Source organism: Arthrobacter sp. K41, assembly GCF_059089645.1.
Genome location: NZ_JBNHEW010000001.1, coordinates 559,819 through 577,079, shown reverse-complemented (window position 1 = coordinate 577,079; position 17,261 = coordinate 559,819). Strand labels below are relative to the sequence as shown.

The following is a 17,261-nucleotide window of genomic DNA, read 5'->3' as shown; positions in this document are numbered from 1 at the left end:
CTGCCCGGTCACGAGCTGCTTGTGCCAGGACTGCCCGGAGGAGCGCTGCATGCTGACCGTGGGAACCAGGGGCAACCTGCCCAGGGCAGGTAGTGGTCAATAGCCCTTGCCGACGAAAAAATCCAGTCTTGCATCTGGGAATCCTCGCCTCGAAACTCTCCCAATGGGCGTCATTGAAGAACTGCGTCCACTCGACCACGTCGTGGACCGCCTCGCGGAAAAGTACCCGGACATGCCGCGGAAACGCATTGAGGACATCGTCGAGCAGGAGCACCGCTTCCTGGACGAAGGCAGGGTCCGGGCCTATGTTCCGGTCCTGGTTGAACGCGCTGTCAGGGACCGGCTAAGACAGTAGTCGCACTCGCCAGACATCTGGGCTTCCAGCGACTTGGTTGCTGGTTAGCTTGTTGCCAGGCCAGATGCACCAGGAGTCAGAGCGTACTCCTTGGGTAGCTTCAGTGACAGTTCCTCCGTGACGTCGCGGATACGGTCCAGGTAGTCGGTGATGAGTCCGTCGCCGCCGGCGTCCATGAGGGCGCGCATGGTGGGCTGGTCGTTGACGATCCAGGGGATGACCTGCATGCCCTTGGCGTGTGCGCGTTCCACCATGTCGGCCGTCACGACGGGGTGTAGTCGGGGTCGGTGACCTTGCCGTTCTGCGGGTTTCCGTGGACGAGGGAGATGGCGTCGAAGCCAAGGGAGGCAGCGGCCTTGACGAGGTCCCCGCCGAAGTCATAGGAGTCGGTGCCGCCCAGCCAGGGTGAGGCGCCGGGCTGGCCGGTCTGCAGGAAGTCCTTGTTGGTCAGGGCCACGGTCCGGAGGCCGGGTTTGCGGTCCTGCACGAGGCAGAGCGCGCCCCAGTCATAGCTTTGGATGGAGACGCGGTGCTCCATGTTGACGGCCTTCATCTCGCGGATGGCGACGTCGACGAACTGTTCGCGCGACGCGGTCTGCGCGGGGGCGCCGGCTTCGACCTTAGTTACAATGTTGAACTTCACCTGGCTGGCCTTCTGGACTTCGTTCCACTGGGTATTGCGGTCGACCTTGGTGAAGGCCTCTGCCTTTGCTGTAAGGCCCTTCTGGGTTTGCCCGTTGGTGGCCACAGCGCAGTTTGCGGCTGACAGGGTGGCTACTGCTCCGAGTGCGTGGTGGGGATGCCTGGCGACCGAATGCGATCAAACGTAGGTGCTGGGAGTGGCGAAAGCGACAACGACAGGTGCCGAGAGGATGAAGCCGAGAGATGGGAGAGTGGCCCCGGGAAGTGGCTCCGGGCAGGACGAGCGCTCAGGTCGACTGGCCGGCGGACAGGAAGTTCATGCTGGCAGTTACCTGGGGAGCTTGGGAAGCCCGCGGTGGCCTTAGCTGAACCACACGGAAGAAGGTGCCGCACACCGAATCCCGGGCGTGCGGCACCTTCTCAATTACGTCACCAGGAGTGGGCGACGTCCACGATCAGCCGGGAACCGGATCCAGGCCCGTCCAGGGTGAAGACCCTGAAGGGCAGCCGGGCGCGGACGCCCAGGCCGATGCTGGTGGAACCCTCAAAGCTTCCGGCGTAAACGACCTGCCGGAAGGTCTGGTAGCCGGCGACGTTGGACAGTTCAGCCTTTGCCGCCGGGTTGTAGGTGAGGTTGCCGTTGCTGTCATACGAGGGTGCATTCACGACGACCTGCAGGCGCGCTTTGCCATACACGGGGATCGTGTAACCGGTGGGGTCCTGGATGATTTCCGGGACGTAGCGGACCGTGTAGCCCTTCGCAGGGCCGTTGAGGTCAACCACCATCCGGTCGAAGCAGGGTTGCTGCCCTGTCCGGACGTTGGTGACGGACGCGGAGCTCATCCCGGCCATGGATTTAGCCAGGGAACCCCATTCGAGACCGCAATACGATGCTGCCGAGGCGGGCCCCGGTGCCAGAATGCCCAGCCCGACGGCTGCCAGGAGGGCCGTGAGCCAGAGGAGGAGTTTTTTCATTGGGGGTGCTTCCAAGGGGAGTGGGGCGGTTGGATAGCTCAAGATTAGGGAGTGCGAGGGGCACAAAACGAGGCTTGTTGCCGCTTCGGGGCGAAACCGTAAAGAACACCACCTCCCGGTCACGTGCTAGTAAATTCGAGGGTTCTCGTCCGGCCGTTTTAATCGTTTTGGTGCCGTTTCTGGACCCGCCCGTGACGCCGGGTAACGACGCCGGGCGCCGCCGTCGCGGCGTCGCTACCCGGACTGCCGGCAACCCCTTAGGCTCATTGCCTATGAGCGAAGTCGAGCGCGTCATTATTGTCCACGGGTACGAAGCTGCACCGGATGCTAACTGGTTTCCTTGGCTTGAAGGTGTACTCCAAGCAGAAGGCATCGGCGTCACTGTCGTTTCCCTGCCCGCCCCGGACGCTCCTGATGCGGCAGCGTGGGAGAGCGCTGTCAGTGCCGCTCTTGGGGTGCCCGATAGCAGGACGGCGGTTGTGGCACATTCCCTCGGCGCGGTTACTGCACTGCGAGTACTCGCGGCGCTGCCGGAGCCATGGGAGCTAGGCGGTCTTGTGCTGGTGGCCGGCTTCACTCAACCACTGGAAGCGTTGCCGGAGCTGGATGGCTTTCTTGCAACGGACGTTGACGTTGAACGCGTGGCCAGGAGTATCGGCAAGCGGGCCGTTCTCCGCTCGGATGCGGATCCCTTTGTGCCGCCGGCAGCGTCCGATGAGCTTGCCGGGCGGCTCAACGCACAGCTACAGGTGGAACCAGGAGCGGGACACTTCATGGCTAAGGATGGGGTGACCACCCTCCCAGCCGTGCTTGACCTGCTGGGGTCGCACTAGGAACCGCCTTCGCCGCCTTGGTGACACCCCACCTTCACCGGGCACTGATAGGGTCCGGGCATGGATGATGAATTATTGCTTGCACGGACCGCTACCGTCGAAGACCTCGCCGCCAGGGGCGGCTACAATGAGGGCTTCCTGGGCGTTACCGTACCCATCCCGACGCTGGCCGGGGTCGAGACAGTCCTTTTGCCATACACGCACTTCTCAGTGCTGATGCGCCCGGACAAACGCCTCGCGGCCGTGACAGCACTGGGGATTGATGGCGGCAAACTCATGGACCTGGACCGCGCAGGAATCAACTGGCGGCTGGATCCACGGCTGCGTGAAGACCAGCAGACGGGTGAACGGGTCTACGCCCGCAACGACATCGATCGCGGACACCTGGTCCGACGTGCGTCCGCCGTCTGGGGTGAGAGCCGGGCCGAGGCGGCACAGGCCAACGAGGACACATTCCACTACACCAACGCTGCGCCGCAGGCCGCCAAGTTCAACCAGGGCATGGAACTGTGGCTCGGCATGGAGTCCTACCTCCTGGACCACGCCGCCCATCACAGCCGGAAACTCCTGGTGTTTACCGGGCCGATCTTCAGCGACCTCGACCCCGTCTATCGGGGAGTTGGCATCCCCCTGCGGTATTTCAAGGTCGCAGCCTTCATCCATGGGGGCGAGCTGGCAGCCACCGGGTATGTCGTTGACCAGACACCCCAGCTGGCCGACCTGCCGGACGTGCCGCGGCCGGGCGCCGTTGAGGAGGCTCCGCCATTGGGCCCGTTCCGAACCTTCCAGGTACCCCTCCGCGATATCGCCGAACTCACCGAACTGAACCTCGACCAACTCGTTGCCGCCGACAGGATGCCGATCGCCGCAACCCTCCGCACCGCCCGGGTCGGGACCACCTGGCGGGAACTGGTGTCCACAGAGTGCCTTGATCTTGACTTTGACCTGGACGCGTAAGGGAACACCCGCCAGCCTGGCCTCTGAGGACCTCCATCAAACAGGCGCGGGCCAGCGCCGGTAGCCGGATTAGCGTTACTGGCCCGTGTCGCCTCAGGACGCGGCGATGACGATGTTCTTATGAATGGGCTTCCACCCGGCCTCGAGGAGCTTATCGACGTCGTAGCCGTCCGACACCAGTACCGTCTCAGCAACACCCACACCGCTTACATGGACGACCTCATGATCGTCCGTGAGATCGGAACAACCGCCCACCCACATGGCCTCAGCGTCTTGGCGTACGGCGACCACACAAGCCCTGCGGCCGTCGTCGCTTTTCGCTCCGAAATACCTGACCTCGTTGTGCTCGACCAGGAACCTCACGGTATTGGAAGGTATCTCGTCCTCCGGCCATACGGTGATCCCGGCAGGAAGTTGATCTTCCGCATCGGCTGGAGACTCAAGAGCGCTGATTTTCGGTGCTGAAGTGCAGCCCGCCAGTAGAAGTGCTGCGACAACTGCGGCTGCAAAAACTTGCTGTTTCATAGCGCTGCCCCCTCAGGCTCATGGTCACGTCAGCCTACTGCGTTGCTGCCTTACGTGTTACACCCATCGACCTCGAAGGTGATTGGGGGCGTTTACCTGCGGACTTTCCTCAGCCGCAGCCTGCGACGTACTGGGGCTTGCCCTGTGACTGGGCGGACACGCCGCCAAGGCTTGTGAGCGTGGCTGGTGTGCTGTTCCGCCGGGGCGGAAGCCACCAGCGTTGAGCCGTTACGCCGCCGACGCAACCGCAGGATCACGATCACAGTCAGTCCAATCCAGGCGAAAGCGGCAAAGAAGACCAGCAATACCGTGGGGACCGTGTCCATGGCTCATAGTAGGTGCTGGGGATGTCCGGTTCCCCTGTCCACTCAAAAGGTTTACTAACCCGTAACTGAGGTGGAGGGACCGTTATCTGCTGATGATCTTCCAGCCGGGGCCACGTGCCCATCACGGAAATGTACTCACGACGGTCCGGTCCCTGCCTACACCCACAGAGGTCCGTTTTGGCGGAGCGTATCAGATCCGGCCTGAGGTGCTTCCACGCCGCCGGGCGGCAAGAGCGGCGAGGTCTCGGATCAGCCGCTGCACCTCGTGCTCCCGGCCGGTAGAGGGCTTAGCCTGCTGTGCAGGCCGCGGCCGAACAAGGGAATTTTTGGGCGGGCCGGGAACCGGAGCTTTCCCGCCACGTGCTTCCTCCACCAACGGTGCCCTGCTCATACGTCCCCCCTGACGTAGTCATCTGCTGTCTGCAAGTCACTCTAGGAAGCCCGAGGGACAAAGCGGAAGCACGTTTGCCCCTTCTTGGGGAACAATTGTGTCGATCTTGAGTTTCCGCCCTACAAAGCCACTGCCTGCCCGGGGTGACGGGATGGAACAGGCCTTAAAACAGCGGCCAGGGCACCGCCGGCATCCCGCCACTCGGAGCCGGAAAACGCCCTGCTGAGCGCAGCCGGGCGCAACGCGCGGCAAGCGAGGCAATCTCGTCGGCGCTGAGCAGGCCCGCCAGGTTTCGGCCCAGCTCACCGTGAAGTTCCTTGCTGACACGATCGATGCCTTCGTGCTCCTCAGGGGTCAGAGCCTCGCCCAGCCACCCCCACAGCACTGTGCGCAGCTTGTGGTCACGGTGAAACGTGAGCCCATGGTCCACGCCGTGCCGGTGTCCGTCCCACATGGCAAGAATGTGATCGCCCTTGCGGTCCGCATTGTTGACGACGACGTCGAACACCGCCATCCGCCTGAGCGCCGGAGAGTCCTCGTGGACGAGGGCGACCATCCGCCCGTCCTCATCCTGACCTTCAAGAACGTGTTTCCAACCGGTCTTCGGCACGCCGTCCGACGCAACGAGGTCCACCGCGTTCTGGCCGGGGTCAGTGTCCTGCCACAGCTGCACCATCCCTTTACCTAAGGGACCATCGCGCAGCCAGGTGCGCGGCACCACGTTCCAGCCAAGAACCTCCGAAACCAGGTAGGCGGCAACCTCCCGGTGGGCAAGGAAACCATCGGGAAAATCCCACAGCGGTTTTTCCCCGGCAACCGGTTTGTAGACGACGGTCGCGTCGCCGATGGTCCCCACGAAGGTGGCGTTCGACGCCGTCGTAATGCGCCCGGTTAGCGTCAGCTCCGCGGTCATCAGGTCGGGCGCGGACATTATTACACCTCGGGCAGAGTGCAGACGTGGCCGTCGGCGTCTACCGGGTATCCGCAGAGCGGGCATGCCGGACGCCCGGCGCCCACGACCTCACGGGTGCGCTTGGCGAATGCGCGGGCGGTGCCAACTGGCATCCGCACCAGCAGCATTTCGGGCACGTCAGCCTCGTCCTGATCAAGGGCTTCGTCGCTGCCATCAGGGTCGATATCGGTGATCGGGTAGGCCTCTATGACGACCTGGGCGGTCGTCGGGTCCCAGCCTAAGCTCATGGCGCCGGCCCTAAACTGCTCATGAACGGCCTCGAGCTGATCATTGTCCACCAGTTCTATGGGAGTACCGGTGGGAACACTGTGGGGGTTGCCCTCCAAGGTCAGAAGCTGGTCGAGGATTTCGTCGATTTTCTCCGCGAGCAGAGCCGACTGGTGCTTCTCCAATGCGACACTTACGATTTGGGTCCCGGCCCGCACCTGCAGGTAAAACGTACGCGCCCCAGGAAGGCCAATGGTGCCAACAACGACCCGATCAGGCCAGGCAAATTCATGAACACGTGTAGGCATACGAGCATTTTAGGCACATGAGGTTCAGAGCGCCCTTTGCCCTGCACCGCCTCCCACCGGCGCGTCGCTCGAGTGGACGCCGTTCGACAGCCAGGACAGATCCCCAGCGTCGGTGTTGGTCGCGTACACGCTCGGCCGGCTGGCGCCGTAGCTGACGATCGATACGGAGGCCGGCCCAACGTTTATGCGCTGGAACAGGTCGAGGTGCATGCCCAGCGCGTCGGCGACGATGGATTTGATGATGTCACCGTGACTCACCGCCACCCATACAGCTCCCCGCCCGTACTCGGCCTCGAAGGCTGCATCGTGGCGGCGAATGGCCGCTACCGCCCGAGCCTGCATGGCAGCCATGGACTCACCGCCGGGAAATACGACGGCGGACGGCTGCGACTGCACAGCCGGCCACAGATCCTCCGTGGCGAGATCACTGAGCGTGCGGCCCTGCCACTCGCCGTAATCGCACTCGGTGAGGTCGGGGTCCACCGGCGCGTACGGAGAGCCGGCCTGGCGGTCGAGGATGAGCTGGGCGGTCTGCCGGCAGCGCTCGAGAGGGCTGGAAACCACCCCAACTACGGGCACGCCCGCGAGCCGCTCTCCGGTCAACGCCGCCTGCTCGCGGCCGACCTGGTCCAGGCCGACGCCTGCGGCCCGACCGGCCAGCAGCCCGGTGGCATTGGCTGTGGTGCGGCCGTGCCGCACGAGAAGAACTGTCGCCATCCACCCAGCCTAACCAGCGTCCCTCGGTGAAGCCCGCCGTCGCGCGCTTAATTGTGGCGCCGCGGCTACCGGTGCAGGCGCTCCTGCCAGTCTGCCGGAACCTTGTCCGCCGGTGCAGGTGCCGGCTGCTCCGGCGGCCTGGATTGAGGATCCGGAAGCCGCGGGCCGCGAAAGAACTTCTTCGTGGTGTGCTCGTAAAACCAGTCCTCCCCAGGTTCAAAGGACCTGATGACGGGGTGACCGGCCGTGAGGGCGTGGAGACTGGCATGTTGCGAGGGTGATGAATCGCAGCATCCAATGTGGCCGCATTGCGCACACCGGCGCAGGTGCAGCCACCATCCCGGGCCGTCACCGCCGAGGCACTCCAGGCACCCGGGTCCACTGGGTGTGGCGCCGAGGCTGATTCCTGGGATATGGCGCTCCTCCATGGGGTCCTCCATTTTCACCGCGCTCCGGTTCTGCTCAGGTCATCCTGCCTGCCCCGCATCGGGAGCTATTCTGACAGAGTCTTCGCGCCCTTGTCGCCGGTGTCCCACCGCGAGTATCGTGAGCGCCACCGAACCATTGAACCGGAAAGACAACGGCCATGGAGCACTCGGTTCCGATCATGCTGGTTGCCACGAAAGACCCGACCTCTCTGCGCATTCTTGAAGACGAGTTACGCCGGCGGTACGGTGCCGACTACGAGGTGGTGGCCTGCGCCGACCACGCCCACGGGCGGGCGGTGCTTGAGGGGCTCCGGCGCTGGAACCGCCCGGTCGCCCTCATCCTCGCATGCTACGGCCCGGCTGACCGGGGTGGACTCGATTTCCTGAGGCGTGCGTATGGCTTCCACCCAGCCGCCAAGCGGGGTGTTGTGGTGACATGGGGTGACTTCGCCAGTGCCCCCACTGTGTTCCAGGCAGTCGGGCAGGGGTACGCCGAACTGGTGATCATACGTCCCGAACGTTCGCGCGACGAAGAATTCCATGGCGCGATCACTGACGCCCTCGACGACTGGCACCTGGCCCAGGGGGTTTCGTTCGAGGCCGTCCGGCTGGTCGGGGAGGTCGGCGACGAAAGGACTCATACGTTGCGCGACTCCTTGAGCCGGAACCACATCCCGGTGGGCTTCCACCCAGCAGGATCCGAAACGGCGCAGCGCACGCTGGAAAGCGTGGACCTGCGGGACCCCGTGCTGCCGGTCATGGTGCTGGATTTCACCGTTCCACCAATTGTCCTTGAGAACCCCAGCGACCTTGAGATCGCCGAAGCGATGGGGGTGACGCGGCCGCCGCCGGCGGACAAGATTTTCGATGTGCTGGTGGTGGGAGCTGGTCCTTCGGGTCTTGCGACCGCCGTTTATGCCTCCTCCGAGGGCCTGTCCACCATGGTGGTGGAGGGGGAAGCTGTGGGGGGCCAGGCCGGTACCAGCTCATTAATCCGCAACTACCCTGGCTTCTCCCGGGGTGTGAGTGGCGCGCACCTGGCCTACCGCTCCTTCCACCAGGCCTGGACTTTGGGCACTGACTTCCTGTTCCTCCGGAAAGTGGAGGGGCTCGAAAGCGAGGGGGCTTTGTACGTTGCTTCAATTTCGGATGGCAGCGTCGTGCGCTGCCGCACTGTCGTGGTGGCCACCGGAGTGGACTACCGCCGCCTCGGCCTGCCTCAGCTGGAGGATCTGGTGGGCAGGGGCGTCTTCTATGGCGCCACGGTCTCCGAGGCCCCGTCAATGGCGGGGAAGCACGTCTGCGTCGTGGGCGGCGGCAATTCGGCCGGACAAGCGGCGCTGCATCTGGCGAAGTACGCGAAGAAAGTGACGCTGCTGGTGCGCGGGCCCTCGCTGTCGGCCAGTATGTCGGAGTACCTCATCTCCCAGCTTGGGGCTACCCGCAACGTTGCTATCCGCTACCGCACCAGGATCGTGGGGGGCCGTGACCAGGACAAATTCCTTTCCGCCGTCAAAATCTCTGCAACGGGAGCGCATGAGTCAACCCCGAGCGAGGAAATTGAAGCCGGCGGCTTGTTCGTGCTGATCGGTTCGGTGCCGCGGACCGCCTGGCTGCCCGACGCCGTCGAGTGCGACCCCGCAGGCTTTCTGCGCACGGGAGTCAGCCGGGAGGTCAGCGACGCCGGGCCTGTCACGTCGGGGAGGCCTCCGTTGGCGCTGGAGACCAGCATGCCCGGCATTTTCGCCATCGGCGACGTGCGGGCCGGTTCGATCAAAAGAGTGGCTACCGCAGTCGGCGACGGGGCCACGGTGGTCTCGATGCTGCACACCTACCTCGCCGAGAACCCCCTGCCTGCCCCGCTCCCTGCCCCTGCTGAGGCACCCCTATCGGAGGAGTTGCCCGGCGATGCCGGCTTCAACTGAGGTCACACCCCTCATCCCGCCGATGCGGTGGCTGCTCTACGCCGCTGCATTTCTCGTGTTTCTTGCCGGGCTCGTGTTGTTCGTGTTTCCGCTCCGGACTGCGGAGTGGTTCGCATGGACAGTCAATCCGCCCATGACCGCGGTCTTCCTCGGGGCGGCTTACTGGGCGAGCGCTGGCCTGGAGGTGACAGGCGCCCGCTCAGCGACTTGGGATCTGGCGAGGCTGGCAGTCTGGCCCGTGTTCATCTTCACGACCTTGACTTTCGGAGTCACCCTGCTTCATCTCGATCGCTTCCACCTGTCCTCAGACACTGCCTTCCTTGCCCAGTTAGCCGCCTGGGCATGGCTGGCAATCTATGCCATTGTGCCCGTGGCCATGCTCGTCGTCAGCTGGATGCAGGTCCGGTCCCGGCCCCCGGCTACCAGAACCGCAACGGCGGGACGGCCCGTGCTGCCCCCGGCGCTCCGGTTGCTTTTGGCGGGAATCTCCGGGGTGCTGCTGCTATATGGCTTGGCGCTCCTGGCGATTCCCCTTCAGGCCGCAACCTGGTGGCCGTGGCCACTGTCCGAGCTCACCGCGAGGGCGATCGGCGCGTGGCTTGTCGGTCTTGGGTGGGCGGCCGCGCAGGGACAGTTGAGCCGCGACCTGAGCACCGTCCGGCCCGTGGCCGTAACGTCCGTTGCCTTCGTCATTCTGCAGGCGCTCGCACTGCTGCGGTACGGCTCCGCCCTGACCTGGTCAAGCGCCCCGGCGATCGGTTTCGTAACCGTGCTGCTTGCCATTGGAGTAGCGGGCGGATGGGCGCTCGCACTAACCCGTGACCGGGCAGCCCGAGCTAGGTAGAACAGCTGCGCATCACCCCTGGCGAGCCCAGGGGCGACGTGAACCGGGGACGACGAGGGGAGTCGCAGAGACAGCGCGGGACGCTTCAACCGGCAGCGGTTACGCGGACTCCGCCCACTGCCCCTGTCCAGGGCGTATCGCCCGGGCCGGGCAGCACCAGATGAGTGAAGACGTACGCCTCCTGAAGTTCAACGACTCGCGAAGAAGCGCCAGTGCAGTCCAGTGCAATCTCGGTAGGACGGAAGGGAGCGCCCGGATGCTCTTGTCCAACGGCGACCTTCGCTCCGGGAGCACCAACGCAGGCTGCGGTGACGGTGTACTGGCCGGCTGCGGGCACCTTCTCGGTTTTGCCAAAGCCCCGGACGGGGCCGTCCAGTGGCCCCACTTCGAAAAGGAGGGCCCGGCCCGGAGACGCCCGCAGGAGACGGTACAGCTCAGCGTAGTTCTTGGCCTCCTGCTCCAGGATCTGTGGGTCGCTGTAGGGCTTCGGTGCCCCTGTTGCCGGCGCCGAATCAGCTTGTGTCCGCACGGGCCCGGAGGTGGCGGCTGTTGTCTGTACGGGATCAGGGTAGTCATAGACACACGCTGATGTACCTGCGAGCAGGATCAGCGGCCACAGGGCAAACGCCCGCCGGTGCCCTGTGTTCTTCCTCGCCACACTTCCATAGTGGGCAAGCCTTCTGTTCAGTACAACCACCACCCGGCTAATTCGACCGCCGGGGCTTACTTCGACGTGAAGTCAGGGGTCTTTGGACACCGCTTATCTCTTGCAAGCGTGCCCCCTGCCGTCCATCCTTTCTGTAACCGTCATTGAAGCCTTGGTGAGGTGGCCGATGCTGCAGCTTGCCCCTGGCGTACGCCAGTTATCCGGATTCCCGCGCAACCAGATCAACATCTATCTGTTGGGGGACGTGCTTGTGGATGCAGGAACTGTCGCCGCGCGGAACCGCGTCCTTCGACAGGTCAAGGGCCTGGGCCTGCAGGCAAACCTCATTACCCATGCCCACCCGGACCACTTCGGCTCATCACGGGCCATCCGAGCCCGCCTCGGCATACCAATCTGGGCAGGCGCCGCGGACCGAGGGGCGATCCAAACGGGGACCACGGCGGCCGGAGAAGGTCGAGGATCCCGTTTCATGTCCAAAATTCCGCTGGCGCCGGCATGCCCGGTGGACAGGGAACTCAAGGAGGGGGACAGGGTGGCAGGGTTCACGGTCCTTGAAGTGCCGGGACACTCGCCGGGCCACATCGCCTTGTGGCGTGAATCCGACCGGGTACTGCTGTGTGGGGACGTCTTCTTCAACATCCGCCGGCTGTCCAGGCCTCCGAACTTCGTTACGTGGAAGCCTGAACTCAACCGGCAGTCCATGAAACGGCTGGCGGATCTGCGCCCAAGACTCGTTCTGTTCGGCCACGGCGCGCCAGCCGTTTACGGACCAGGGGAACGGATGCCTGTGTGATGACGACAACGCCGATTGCGGATTGCGCGGACTCTTTTCCCCGTTGCTGGCCTAGAAACTGGTCACCAGCTCGCCGAGCACCTCTTCGAGTCTTTGTGGATCTGTCGCGTCATAGTAGTGGGCCCCGCTTGCCCTGGCGATCTCCAGCAAAGTGGGGACATCCGCGTCAGGCCCGTAAGCGAGCGTAAAGACGAGCACCGGCGTCGAGTGGTTCTGGTGGCTTAACTGTTCTGCGAGCCCGCTGAGGTCTCCCGGATGCGTCGTATCGTTTTTGCCGTCGCTCAAGAGCACGATGGTGTTGATGTAGGTGTCCTTGTATTCCCTGGCCTGGTCGCCGGCGAAGCGGCTCACCGCCTCAAAGAGAGGCGTGGCATCGACGGCCTGGAGCTCGTTGAGCTTTGCGATGAGGTGGTCCTTGTTCGTCTTGAACGGGGCAACCGGGCTTACGACGCCGGGCGTCAAAGGGCCGTCCCCCACTTGGGAGAAAGCGGCAAGGCCAATTTCATCCTCACCCACAAAATGGTCCAGTGCTTTCAGAACGGCATCCTTCGCCCGCTGCAGCTTGGTCAGGCCGGGCTCCTGCACCATTGACTCCGAAATATCGAGCAGGAACAAGGCCCTGGCCCGCTTTCGGACCTCGGGGAAACTGCCCTGAAGGCCAGAAAGCACCTCCGACCTTGGCAGCGGCAGTGGCTGAAGCGTCTCCGCGTATCGGCCCACTCCGGCCACCCCGGCATCCAGCTTGCCCTGAATTGTGCGGTACCCGGACGCCTTGACAACCTGCTGGCCCTGCTCAGTCACCGCGAACGCAAGGAAATCCTGGGCCGCCAAGCGCTGCTGGCTATCCACCCATTCACCGTCAAGAATGACAGCCGGGTTGTCAGCCACGTGCACCCCGTCGGAGGGATAGATGGCACGGAGGGGCTCCCGGGGTGGGGGACCGGTTTGCTGGGCCTTTCCGTCCTCGCTGAATACTCCCCGGTTGTAATCCCAAACGGATTTTTCGTCCACAATCACTGCGGAGAGGAACTCTGCGACCTTCCCGGCGTCATCAGCCTCCCTCGCATGCCACAGGAAATGCTCGGGGGTGGCCATGTAGTGGCTGGTGCCCAATTCCACGGCGCGCACCTTTTCCTTCAAGGAAGGAGTATCCAGGTCCATGTCGTCCAAGCCCCCGACACTGCCCCCTGCGGCGCCGTAGGAAGCTGCCAAGGCCATCAAGCCCGACGTCGAGACCAGCGGACTCGCTTTGCCGAACTTGAATTTCCCCCAGTCGCCGTGGCCGAGGCGTTCCCAGACATCTTGATCCTCGGCCATCCGAAAGACTTCCGACCACGACGGCGCTTTGCTGTCCCAACCAAGGGTTTTAGCCATCGTCTCCGGCATGGCCACCACCACAGCACTCCTGGCAAGGCTCACCGCCTCCGACGGGACGGGGCTTCCGGCCGCGTCCAGGGCTGCGAGTTGCAGCCACGCGGAGGAGTCCGGCAGCCACACGGAGGGCTTGTCACCGGCCGGAACGCCGGGAAACAGGGCCGCTGCCTTGCCGGCGGCTACCCCCGACTTTTCCTCGGTAACTGCCGGCGTCACGCACTTGCCGTCCACGCTGCGGGGTTTCGCGGTGTACTCCGCCGCCAGGGCCCGGACCATCCCGGCGTTTTCCAGTGAAGTAAGGATCTTCAAGGGAATGCACGGAGCTGCGCCGGCGACGGCGGCGGGACTGTCCTGTGCCAGCGGTTCTCCTGCTGCTGGTGGGCTGCCATTACCGCCGGAAGTCCCACCTTCGCCTGAAGAGGCGGGGAAGATCAATGCCCGCAGCACAAATGCGCCGCCAACGATGAGAAGTGCCACCGTGGCCGCAGCAGCCATCCAGATCCAGCGCGGATAAGTCGGGTCAGATGCTGCGTGCCGGCGGCCCATGCTGTTTCCTTTGTAATCCGCCGGGTTTTCCCGGTGTGAGTCCAAATATTGAAACTGGCCCGCGGCAGTCACACCGCGGGTGCGCGTAGCCCCCGCCCGGATGCCCCCCACAACTGGATACGCACTTTGAGGATAACCCCGACGGGCGCAAAGGAAGTGCTTGTTTCCAAACCCGTGAGGTCGCGCACCTTATTATGAGCTTGTCATATTAATAGCGTAAAGTTGAGTCAGGCGTAGGGGCCCTCCTCGGCGCCGGGCAACCTCCCCACGTATTTGCAGCCGCCCGTAGGCCTAACTCCCGGTGACCACCGTCCCTTATGGGAAACAGCCTGCACCTACTGCGGCCGGCGACGCCGGCAAGCCCCCAATAACCAGGAGACACCATGACTCTGCAGTCCGAACTGACCGTAAACCAGGAATTCCAGGCGACCATCAGGAACAGTGTGCCCCGGGGAGGAAGCTACGTCAGCCTTCCCACCGACCGCGAAGCCTCACCCCGCCTTGAGGGAAGCTACGTCTCCCGTCCCGGCGCCCTTTCAGGCAGCGCCAACAGAGCCCAGGGCACCTACGTGACGCTCCACTCGGCTCCCTTGGGAAAGACGGAAACCAGCTACACCCGAATCGGCTAGTCCGGCAAAGCACCGGAAAGATTCCCGGCGCTGGCAGGAATCTCCTTGTTGAGAAGTTTCACTTCGCAGGCCCACAATCAAAGGGCCCTCATTTAGTACCGAAGTGAACAGGAGAGGGGGTGGTGGGCATGCCTGCCATCCACGCCACCTCTGGCCAACACTCACGTCTTCGGACGGGAGCCGCCCTGATGACGCTTGCCGGGTTGGCCTTCGTGGCATACGCCGCGGTTTTTCTGGTACTCAACTTCACAGGCGCTTTCCTGGAGTTGGGCATCGGCCCGGATCAGGTGGACAAGGGGAAAGCTGATGTTGAAGCGTTCAGCCCGCAGCTGTCCCACTACATCAGCCACTTGCACATAGCTCTGAGCGGCTTCATAGCCGCAACCGGGCTGGCCCTTGCAGGCCTGTCCTGGTACGGAGTCCGCCGGGGAGAACGATGGGCCCTCACCACAGCCCTTATCGTCTCGGCCGTGGGACTCGCAGTGGCAGTCCCGGCCCACTACCCCTGGGGCTTTGCCACCCTTGGGCACCTGGGCCCGGTGTATCTCGCCGTCCTCCTTTTGGTGGTGGGGGCAGGGGCAGCCTATAAGGGGATGCGAAGCTCACGAGAACCAGCGGACGCCTAAACGTCTTCCTGCCTGCTGTAGGAGGATCCCGAGGCGGTGCGTTGCAGAAGTCCGAAGTCCACCAGATAGCGGCGCAGCAGCACGACGTCGTCCGTATAGCTGAGCAGCCGCTCATTGACCTGCTTCTCAGTCAGGCTCTCGCCCGGCTCCACGGTTTCGCTGGCAATCCAGGCCAAAAGCTCCCGGCGCTCCGACAGGTTGGCCGGATACCTCTCGATCCTGCCCAGCCGCATGAAGCGTGCCAACCCGGTCTGCGCCTGCCGCCGCGGCTGCTGAGCCAAAAGGTCCCGGAAGATCGACTCAGGCGCAACCAGTTCGCCGTCGGCATTCCGCTCAACCAGCCCGGATTCAACGAGCGCTGCGAGCGCCCTGTTTCGCCGTTGGTCCTTAAGGCCGGCAAGCACCTCGGGGAGCTTAGCGCCGAGCACAATTTGCGCGTGGGCAGTCCGGGCGTCTGGGTTGGCAAGAGTAGCCACCACCCGCCGCCAGTGCGGTCCGCCGTATCTTGCCCCCTTCGTCACCGCATTTTCCTCAGCTCAGGTCCTTCAAAATGGAGCGCGCTTCAAGAATCCGCCGCGCATCCTCCTGGGCTGCCAAGGCAAGCGCACTCACCACCTCGCCCCTCATGTGGCCGGAGGCGGCAATGATTTCGCGGAGTTCTGACACTGTGCGCGGCGACACCACGGCGCGGTGGATCATGGCATGGCAATTGGGGCACAGCGGTACGAGGTCAGCCACCGGGTCAAGCTGGTACCCGCCCTCGAGCAACGCCGGGGGCGCTATGTGGTGCACGTCGATGAAACCGGTGCCAAGGTCGCCGTAGGCAGCCTCGAAGGAGAAACCGCACGCCGCGCAGGCTGTTCCGTGGAATGCCAGGCACATCCGGCGTGCGTCAGGGTCCTGCTCGTAGCGGCTCACCTCCACAGTGTTCACAGCGTCTGGCGGGTAAGTTCCGGGAACCAGCTGAGGGGGCTCTTTTACCGCTGGCCCGTAGTCCCGCCACAACCGGCGAAGGTCACGGTCCGCTCCGGGCGGAACGGCGAGGACTGCCTGAGGCATGGCGTCCCTCCACAAGTCTTCGGGGAGGGCTGCAGTGAGGACCTCAGGCCGTATTTGCTCACCAAACGGGAGGAGTGCATCGAAAGCGACCGTGACGTACCAGTCTGTCGCGGCAGGCTCATCCAACTGCCTGGCCTCGGACGCTTCGGACATAACGACGCCATGCCCTATGAGGCCGGTGCCGGCGTCGCTGCTGCCCTGCAGCAGGAGCCAGGCCTCGGCTCCCACGGGAATGTCCGAGTGGCAGCCAACGCTCCAGCATTCCAGGACCTTTCCGGACCGCGCGACCTTCTCGACGACGGCACGGTAGTTCCAACGGTTCCGCTTACTGGGGTCCCACCCCAGAATTACTGCAGCCACCAGTCACCTGTTCCAGACACGCCCGGGTTGCGGCCCCATGGATTATCCGCGGAACCTAGATGGGTTCCTTGGCGAGCGCCTTGGTCTTGGCCGGCGTTTCGCGTCCGAGGCGTTCATCGAGGGTGACGCGCAGCCTGGCTGCTGCCACCTGAACGCGATGCTCGGCAGGGGTGGTTTTCCGTTGCGCCGGTTTGGCGGAAGTGCCGGTTCGGGGAGTATGGACGAAGCGGTGTTCAGATGATGCAGCGCTCATGGTCCAGCCTCCTTGATCTTGCCCTCATCAGTTGTTCCATTCTCGCTTATGTTGCCACCTGAGTCCACGAACATGAACTCCTGGTCCAGGCGGTCCTCCTGCCCGTTGTCATCGCTGGTGTCCTCACCTGCGACGTTTTTCCAGGCGATGTCGAATAACTCGAGTTCCTCGGTACGTGCCAGGTCGCTGCGTGCCAGGACTTCCAGGGTTGCCAGCCCCAAAGCCTTTGTACCTTCGTCCTCGTCCAGTGCCCGGTCCAGCGCCCACTGCGTTCGGCGCCACCATTCAGCACGGCTGTCCGCTTCTGTCTTCTGCTGCAGCGCCTGGGCATCCGCTTCCCGCTTTTGGTCCAACGAGGTCTTGTCTGCTGCCGTGCGTTGCTTGAGTGTGCGCCAGTTGATGTAGAAGGCGAGCAGGGCTGCGACGAGGACAGCCAACGGACCTAAACCGGCGAGGATAACCCACCAGTCGGCTGGCCCCGAGTGGACCACGACATCAAGCGGGCTGGGGGACGGGGCGGGAGTCACCCGGTCAGCCTATGCTGCCGC

General features: G+C 64.0%; 22 protein-coding genes. 8 read left to right on the top strand and 14 right to left on the bottom strand.

Annotated features, from left to right (window positions below):
* Window positions 1-163 precede the first annotated feature (163 nt).
* Entirely contained in the window at window positions 164-355 is a 192-nt protein-coding gene (locus AC5RTE_RS02730) for a three-helix bundle dimerization domain-containing protein (protein ID WP_494039867.1), read from the top strand.
* Window positions 356-399: 44 nt separating this feature from the next.
* Here AC5RTE_RS02730 and AC5RTE_RS02725 read toward each other — a convergent pair whose 3' ends face one another.
* The 3 genes from AC5RTE_RS02725 to AC5RTE_RS02715 all read right to left on the bottom strand — a co-directional run bounded on the left by AC5RTE_RS02725 (window position 400) and on the right by AC5RTE_RS02715 (window position 1,972).
* Window positions 400-621: a glycerophosphodiester phosphodiesterase gene (locus AC5RTE_RS02725; protein ID WP_494039866.1), complete on the bottom strand. Its 222-nt coding sequence runs from the start codon at window positions 619-621 to the stop codon at window positions 400-402.
* A complete protein-coding gene (locus tag AC5RTE_RS02720; RefSeq protein ID WP_494039865.1) occupies window positions 618-1,103 on the bottom strand; it encodes a PI-PLC domain-containing protein in 486 nt (161 codons plus the stop codon). The genes AC5RTE_RS02725 and AC5RTE_RS02720 overlap by 4 nt, the downstream gene beginning before the upstream one ends.
* Window positions 1,104-1,426: 323 nt before the next feature.
* A complete protein-coding gene (locus AC5RTE_RS02715) occupies window positions 1,427-1,972 on the bottom strand; it encodes an AMIN-like domain-containing (lipo)protein (protein WP_494039864.1) in 546 nt (181 codons plus the stop codon).
* Between the two features lie 272 nt (window positions 1,973-2,244).
* Here AC5RTE_RS02715 and AC5RTE_RS02710 point away from each other — a divergent pair, with 272 nt between their 5' ends.
* Entirely contained in the window at window positions 2,245-2,805 is a 561-nt protein-coding gene (locus AC5RTE_RS02710) for an RBBP9/YdeN family alpha/beta hydrolase (protein ID WP_494039863.1), read from the top strand.
* A gap of 60 nt (window positions 2,806-2,865) precedes the next feature.
* Window positions 2,866-3,762 carry a DNA/RNA non-specific endonuclease gene (locus tag AC5RTE_RS02705; protein WP_494039862.1) on the top strand — a complete coding sequence of 299 codons (897 nt, stop codon included), beginning with the start codon at window positions 2,866-2,868 and terminating at the stop codon, window positions 3,760-3,762.
* A 93-nt stretch (window positions 3,763-3,855) separates the two neighbouring features.
* Here the strand turns inward: AC5RTE_RS02705 and AC5RTE_RS02700 are convergent, their stop codons facing one another.
* The 5 genes from AC5RTE_RS02700 to AC5RTE_RS02680 form a co-directional block, all read right to left on the bottom strand.
* Window positions 3,856-4,287 (bottom strand): hypothetical protein, encoded by a 432-nt coding sequence (locus AC5RTE_RS02700; protein ID WP_494039861.1) that lies wholly within the window; start codon window positions 4,285-4,287, stop codon window positions 3,856-3,858.
* A gap of 880 nt (window positions 4,288-5,167) precedes the next feature.
* Window positions 5,168-5,935 carry an SCO1664 family protein gene (locus AC5RTE_RS02695; protein WP_494039860.1) on the bottom strand — a complete coding sequence of 256 codons (768 nt, stop codon included), beginning with the start codon at window positions 5,933-5,935 and terminating at the stop codon, window positions 5,168-5,170.
* A 2-nt stretch (window positions 5,936-5,937) separates the two neighbouring features.
* Window positions 5,938-6,492: a DUF3090 domain-containing protein gene (locus tag AC5RTE_RS02690; protein ID WP_494039859.1), complete on the bottom strand. Its 555-nt coding sequence runs from the start codon at window positions 6,490-6,492 to the stop codon at window positions 5,938-5,940.
* A 24-nt stretch (window positions 6,493-6,516) separates the two neighbouring features.
* Window positions 6,517-7,209, bottom strand: coding sequence for an MSMEG_4193 family putative phosphomutase (locus tag AC5RTE_RS02685; RefSeq protein ID WP_494039858.1), 693 nt, complete (start codon window positions 7,207-7,209; stop codon window positions 6,517-6,519).
* A gap of 65 nt (window positions 7,210-7,274) precedes the next feature.
* On the bottom strand, window positions 7,275-7,637 hold the full coding sequence (locus AC5RTE_RS02680; RefSeq protein ID WP_494039857.1) for a UBP-type zinc finger domain-containing protein: 363 nt from the start codon (window positions 7,635-7,637) through the stop codon (window positions 7,275-7,277).
* Window positions 7,638-7,795: 158 nt separating this feature from the next.
* Between AC5RTE_RS02680 and AC5RTE_RS02675 the strand changes: the two genes are divergently transcribed.
* Window positions 7,796-9,562 (top strand): NAD(P)/FAD-dependent oxidoreductase, encoded by a 1,767-nt coding sequence (locus AC5RTE_RS02675; RefSeq protein WP_494039856.1) that lies wholly within the window; start codon window positions 7,796-7,798, stop codon window positions 9,560-9,562.
* Entirely contained in the window at window positions 9,546-10,406 is an 861-nt protein-coding gene (locus AC5RTE_RS02670; protein WP_494039855.1) for a hypothetical protein, read from the top strand. Before AC5RTE_RS02675 ends, AC5RTE_RS02670 begins: the two co-directional genes overlap by 17 nt.
* 85 nt (window positions 10,407-10,491) lie before the next feature.
* On the opposite strand, the gene AC5RTE_RS02665 is transcribed toward AC5RTE_RS02670, so the two are convergent.
* The gene (locus AC5RTE_RS02665) at window positions 10,492-11,064 is read right to left on the bottom strand and encodes a hypothetical protein (RefSeq protein WP_494039854.1); all 573 of its coding nucleotides are present in this window, start codon (window positions 11,062-11,064) and stop codon (window positions 10,492-10,494) included.
* 175 nt (window positions 11,065-11,239) lie between these two features.
* Here AC5RTE_RS02665 and AC5RTE_RS02660 point away from each other — a divergent pair, with 175 nt between their 5' ends.
* Window positions 11,240-11,866 carry an MBL fold metallo-hydrolase gene (locus AC5RTE_RS02660; protein WP_494039853.1) on the top strand — a complete coding sequence of 209 codons (627 nt, stop codon included), beginning with the start codon at window positions 11,240-11,242 and terminating at the stop codon, window positions 11,864-11,866.
* 51 nt (window positions 11,867-11,917) lie between these two features.
* Here the strand turns inward: AC5RTE_RS02660 and AC5RTE_RS02655 are convergent, their stop codons facing one another.
* Window positions 11,918-13,786, bottom strand: a complete 1,869-nt coding sequence (locus tag AC5RTE_RS02655; RefSeq protein ID WP_494039852.1) for a vWA domain-containing protein — start codon at window positions 13,784-13,786, stop codon at window positions 11,918-11,920.
* A 383-nt stretch (window positions 13,787-14,169) separates the two neighbouring features.
* Here AC5RTE_RS02655 and AC5RTE_RS02650 point away from each other — a divergent pair, with 383 nt between their 5' ends.
* Window positions 14,170-14,415, top strand: coding sequence for a hypothetical protein (locus tag AC5RTE_RS02650; protein ID WP_494039851.1), 246 nt, complete (start codon window positions 14,170-14,172; stop codon window positions 14,413-14,415).
* 128 nt (window positions 14,416-14,543) lie between these two features.
* Window positions 14,544-15,041: a hypothetical protein gene (locus tag AC5RTE_RS02645; protein WP_494039850.1), complete on the top strand. Its 498-nt coding sequence runs from the start codon at window positions 14,544-14,546 to the stop codon at window positions 15,039-15,041.
* On the opposite strand, the gene AC5RTE_RS02640 is transcribed toward AC5RTE_RS02645, so the two are convergent.
* The 4 genes from AC5RTE_RS02640 to AC5RTE_RS02625 are packed head-to-tail and all read right to left on the bottom strand — an operon-like array spanning window position 15,038 to window position 17,240.
* Window positions 15,038-15,562 carry a DUF2087 domain-containing protein gene (locus tag AC5RTE_RS02640; RefSeq protein WP_494039849.1) on the bottom strand — a complete coding sequence of 175 codons (525 nt, stop codon included), beginning with the start codon at window positions 15,560-15,562 and terminating at the stop codon, window positions 15,038-15,040. The two genes, AC5RTE_RS02645 and AC5RTE_RS02640, sit on opposite strands and share 4 nt — an antisense overlap.
* Before the next feature lie 10 nt (window positions 15,563-15,572).
* A complete protein-coding gene (locus AC5RTE_RS02635; protein ID WP_494039848.1) occupies window positions 15,573-16,460 on the bottom strand; it encodes an HNH endonuclease in 888 nt (295 codons plus the stop codon).
* A 55-nt stretch (window positions 16,461-16,515) separates the two neighbouring features.
* Window positions 16,516-16,713 carry a hypothetical protein gene (locus AC5RTE_RS02630; protein ID WP_494039847.1) on the bottom strand — a complete coding sequence of 66 codons (198 nt, stop codon included), beginning with the start codon at window positions 16,711-16,713 and terminating at the stop codon, window positions 16,516-16,518.
* The gene (locus AC5RTE_RS02625; RefSeq protein ID WP_494039846.1) at window positions 16,710-17,240 is read right to left on the bottom strand and encodes a hypothetical protein; all 531 of its coding nucleotides are present in this window, start codon (window positions 17,238-17,240) and stop codon (window positions 16,710-16,712) included. The genes AC5RTE_RS02630 and AC5RTE_RS02625 overlap by 4 nt, the downstream gene beginning before the upstream one ends.
* Window positions 17,241-17,261 lie beyond the last annotated feature (21 nt).